Annotated in this window: 5 protein-coding genes; all 5 read left to right on the top strand. The window is 68.3% G+C overall.

Features of this window, described 5'->3' with window-relative positions; all coding sequences use genetic code 11:
* The first annotated feature begins 26 nt into the window (after positions 1–26).
* Positions 27–1,259, top strand: coding sequence for a phosphoserine phosphatase SerB (gene serB, locus AC2VON_RS18400; RefSeq protein ID WP_486954244.1), 1,233 nt, complete (start codon positions 27–29; stop codon positions 1,257–1,259).
* 74 nt (positions 1,260–1,333) lie between these two features.
* Positions 1,334–2,176, top strand: a complete 843-nt coding sequence (locus AC2VON_RS18395) for an ABC transporter ATP-binding protein (protein ID WP_486954243.1) — start codon at positions 1,334–1,336, stop codon at positions 2,174–2,176.
* Positions 2,173–2,997: an NUDIX hydrolase gene (locus AC2VON_RS18390; RefSeq protein ID WP_486954242.1), complete on the top strand. Its 825-nt coding sequence runs from the start codon at positions 2,173–2,175 to the stop codon at positions 2,995–2,997. Before AC2VON_RS18395 ends, AC2VON_RS18390 begins: the two co-directional genes overlap by 4 nt.
* Positions 2,994–3,698, top strand: a complete 705-nt coding sequence (locus AC2VON_RS18385; protein WP_486954241.1) for an enoyl-CoA hydratase — start codon at positions 2,994–2,996, stop codon at positions 3,696–3,698. The genes AC2VON_RS18390 and AC2VON_RS18385 overlap by 4 nt, the downstream gene beginning before the upstream one ends.
* Positions 3,699–3,793: 95 nt before the next feature.
* Positions 3,794–4,718, top strand: a 925-nt coding sequence (locus AC2VON_RS18380; RefSeq protein WP_486954240.1) for a histidine phosphatase family protein, incomplete at its 3' end; no start/stop codon positions are given.

Genomic DNA, 4,718 nt, shown 5'->3' with positions numbered 1-4,718 from the left:
GACGAGTTGGCCGGGGTGTCGTCAACCTGAGTACGGCCAAGGTGCCGGTGTTGATCACCGTCACCGGCGTCGATCAGCCAGGCGTGACGTCGGCGCTTTTCGAAGTGCTGTCGCGGCATCGGGTTGAGCTGCTCAACGTAGAACAGGTGGTGATCCGGGGCCGGCTGACGCTGGGGGTGTTGGTGGCCGCGGAGCCGGCGGTGGCCGACGGGCCGGCGTTTCGCGACGATGTCACCGCGGCCGTCCACCGACTCGGCCTGGACGTCACCATCGAACGCAGCGACGACATGCCGACCATCCGGGAACCGTCGACCCACACCGTCGTCGTGCTCGGCCGCCCGATCACTGCCGCGGCGTTCGGTGTGCTGGCCCGGGAGGTAGCCGAGATCGGCGTCAACATCGACGTGATCCGGGGCGTCTCCGACTACCCGGTTACCGGCCTGGAACTGCGTGTCTCGGTGCCGCCGGGCAGCGCCGGTCAGTTGCAGGCCGCGCTGAGCCGCGTGGCTGCCGAGCAGGGTGTCGACGTGGCGCTTGAGGACTACAGCCTGGCCCGGCGCGCGAAGCGGCTGATCGTCTTCGACGTCGACTCGACGCTGGTCCAGGGTGAGGTCATCGAGTTGATCGCCGCCCGTGCCGGAGCGCAGGACGAGGTCGCGGCCATCACCGAGGCCGCGATGCGCGGCGAGCTGGATTTCGCCGCTTCGCTTACCCGGCGGGTGGCCACCCTGGCGGGCCTGCCCGCTTCGGTGCTCGCCGAGGTGGCCGGCGAGTTGCAGTTGACCCCCGGTGCTCGCACCACGCTGCGGACGTTGCGGCGGCTGGGCTTTTTATGCGGTGTGGTGTCCGGCGGCTTCCGACAGGTCATCGCACCGCTGGCCGACGAGCTGAAGCTGGACTTCGTCGCCGCCAACGAACTGGAGATCGTCGAGGGCAAGCTCACCGGGCGGGTGAGCGGCCCGATCATCGACCGGGCCGCCAAGGCCGAGGCGCTGCGGGACTTCGCTCGCCAGGCCGGGGTGCCGATGGAGCAGACCGTTGCCGTCGGCGACGGCGCCAACGACATTGACATGCTGGCCGCGGCCGGACTGGGGGTGGCGTTCAACGCCAAACCGGCGCTGCGCGAGGTGGCCGACGCGTCGTTGAGCTATCCGTACCTGGACACGGTGCTGTTCATTCTCGGCGTCACTCGCGGCGAGATCGAGGCCGCCGACGCTGTTGACGGGGTGCTGCGCCGGGTGGAGATTCCGCCGGAATGACTTGGGCGTGGCGGGACCCGCGGTCGGAAGACCCGGGGGGGTGCCGCGGTGTCTCGATACGGCACCATGGTTGGGTGCCCGAAACCGGAAGCGGCGCAGCCAACCCCGATCTGCTGATCGACTTCAAAGGTGTTTCACTGCGTCGTGACGGTCAGGTGCTGGTGGGTCCGGTGGACTGGGCGGTCGAACTCGACGAGCGCTGGGTGATCATCGGACCCAACGGGGCCGGTAAGACGTCGCTGTTGCGGATCGCCGCCGCGACCGAGCACCCATCGAAGGGCAGCGCTCGTGTGCTCGGTGAGCGGCTGGGCCGGGTCGACACCGTCGAGCTGCGGGCCCGGGTCGGCTTGAGCTCTGCGGCGCTGGCGCAGCGGGTGCCCGACAACGAAACCGTCCGTGATCTGGTCATCTCGGCCGGCTACGCGGTGCTGGGCCGCTGGCGGGAGCGCTATGAGCAGGTCGACCACGATCGGGCGGTCGACATCCTGGAGAGCCTGGGCGCCGAGCACCTGGCCGACCGCAGCTACGGCACCCTCTCCGAAGGCGAGCGCAAGCGGGTGTTGATCGCCCGCGCGCTGATGAGCGATCCGGAGTTGCTGCTACTCGACGAACCGGCGGCCGGCCTGGACCTGGGCGGCCGAGAGGACCTGGTAGCGCGGCTGGCCGACTTGGCCGCCGACCCCGACGCACCGGCGATCGTGCTGGTCACCCATCATGTCGAGGAGATCCCGCTGGGCTTTTCCCACGGTCTCTTGCTGTCGGAGGGCCGGGTTGTCGCCGCCGGTTTGTTGCCCGACGTGCTGACCGGCGACAACCTGTCGGCGGCGTTCGGCCAGTCGATCACCCTGGACGTTATCGACGGGCGTTACTTCGCCCGCAGGACCCGCACCCGCGCGGCCCACCGGAGGCGGGCATGACTGCCACAGGGGAGCCGCTGACGCCGCCGTTGATACCAAGGCCGGCGGCGACAATCATGTTGGTTCGCGACGGTGCCTACAGTGCCCACGGCATCTCGGTGTTCCTGATGCGACGGCACTCCGGAATGCACTTCGCCCCAGGGGTGATGGTGTTTCCCGGCGGCGGAGTCGACGACCGCGACCGTAACCCGGCGATCGCCTGGTCGGGCCCCGAGCCGTCGTGGTGGGCACGGCGATTCGGCATCGACACCGGCCTGGCCGAAGCGCTGGTGTGTACCGCCGTCCGGGAAACCTTTGAGGAGTCCGGGGTGCTCTTCGCCGGGCCGGCCGACGACCCGCACAGCATTGTTGCCGACGCCTCGGAATACTCCGATTCCCGCCGTGCACTGTCCGCCGGGGAGCTGTCGTTCGCCGATTTTCTGCACCGGGAGAAGCTGGTGCTGCGGGCCGATCTGCTGCGGCCGTGGGCGAACTGGGTGACTCCGGAAGCGGAGCGTACCCGCCGCTATGACACCTACTTCTTCGTCGGAGCGTTGCCGGCCGGCCAGCGCGCCGACGGGCAGAACACCGAATCCGACCTAGCCGGCTGGATCACGCCGGAGGCCGCCCTCGAGGACTTCGCGGCGGGGCGCACCCTGCTGTTGCCACCCACCTGGACGCAGCTGGACTCGCTGGCCGGCCACACTGTCGCCGAGGTGTTGACGGTGGAACGCCGGATCACCGCGGTGCAAGCTGATGTCACCGGCGACGGTGACAACTTCGAGGTCGAGTTCTTCGACTCCGACCGTTACAAACAGGCCGGCGGCAGGTGGTGGATGTGAGAGAGTTCGTCAGTGTCGTGACCAACTCCGCCGGTTCCGCTGGGGGCCAACTCGCAACCCTGGTGCTGTCGCGCCCGCCCAGCAACGCGCTGACCCGGCAGGCCTACCGGGAGGTCGCCGCGGCGGCTGCCGAGGTGTCGCGGCGCGACGATATCGCCGCGGCGGTCCTGTTCGGCGGTCACGAAATCTTTTGCGCCGGTGACGATGTGCCGGAACTGCGCACCCTGACCACGACCGAGGCCCAGACCGCCGCTCGGGTCCGGCGCGACGCGGCCGCAGCCGTTGCAGCGATCCCGAAGCCTACGGTGGCCGCGATCACCGGCTACGCGCTGGGCAGCGGACTGACGTTGGCGTTGGCCGCTGACTGGCGGGTCAGCGGCGACAACGCCAAGTTCGGTGCCACCGAGATCCTGGCCGGTCTCGTTCCCGATGGCGGCGGGCTGGGGCGGCTGGCCCAAACCGTCGGGGTGAGTCGGGCCAAGGAACTGGTGTACAGCGGACGGTTCGTCGACGCCGAGGAGGCACTTGCGCTGGGTCTGATCGACGACATGGTGGCCCCGGACAACGTCTACGACGTGGCCGTCAACTGGGCTGGCCGGTTCGTCGACAGCCCGCGGCAGGCGCTGGCCGCGGCCAAAGCGGGCATCGACCAGATGTTCAGCACCGGCGGGCGAGTCGACCCGGGCGGCCGAGTTCCCTAAGTTTCCCGTGTAGACAGTTCCCTTTCAACCTTTTATCAGCTAACATCTATCGAATCCGTGCGGCCTGGTCACGGTGAGATCGTGAGGAAGAGCCCATGCAACAACTCGCCGCCCGCTCCTGGATCACCGCCGGGGTCGCCGTGGCCGGTGCCGGTGTCATCGCCGTCACGCCGGCGACGGTGCCCCTGCCAAGGCCGACGGCGCATGTCCTCGAAATTCAGCTCGCCTCCGGCGCCGAAGACATCACCGACATCACGCTGGACTTCGTGCGGCACGGGCAGTCGGTGGACAACGTGCAACAAATCCTCGGCACACTGCCGCCCGGCGTGCCCATCACCGACCTTGGCAAGGAGCAGGCGATCACCGTCGGGCAGGAACTCTACAATCACGGCGACAACAACATCAACGGGGCTGCCGGGGTCTACGCGTCGGATTTTCTCCGCACGCAGCAGACCGCGTGGCCGCTGCTTCAGTTGCTGCTGGGAAACCCCGGCGATGCCACCAACATCCCCGCCGGCCCCACACCACTGCCTGACTTCGACCCGGGCCACCTCCTGTCCGGGCTCAACGAGGTCGATGCCGGCTTCTTGGAGGGTGACAAGCTAACGCCGTTGGTGGAGATCGCCTATGGACTACCCATCCTGGCGTGGATTCTCGGCCTCTACTTCGTGCCGATGCTGGGCGCCACCGCCAACCCCAACGGGATGGCGTTCGAGGACCGCTTCAGCGGCGCCGTGCAGACGATCTACGGCAACACGGTGGCTAGCGCCGACGGCAAGCTCACCGACGTGGCGTTTTCCCACGCCGGCGCGATCACTGCCTGGGTGCTGATGAACGTCAAGAACCCGGACTTCGGACCCGTCCTCAAACTTCTGATCGATGACCACATTCCGCTGACCAACACCGGACAGGTCGTGGTCCAAGGCAACCCCACCGACGGCTGGACGCTGATCAGCTGGGACGGGACGGACGTCCCGCAGCATCCGGGCTTGCTGACGGGATTGTTTGTCGACTGGCGCG

The sequence above is a fragment of the Mycobacterium sp. TH-M82 genome, assembly GCF_057473605.1.
Note: the sequence above shows the minus strand (reverse complement) of the source record. Positions and strands in the feature narration are given on the sequence as shown.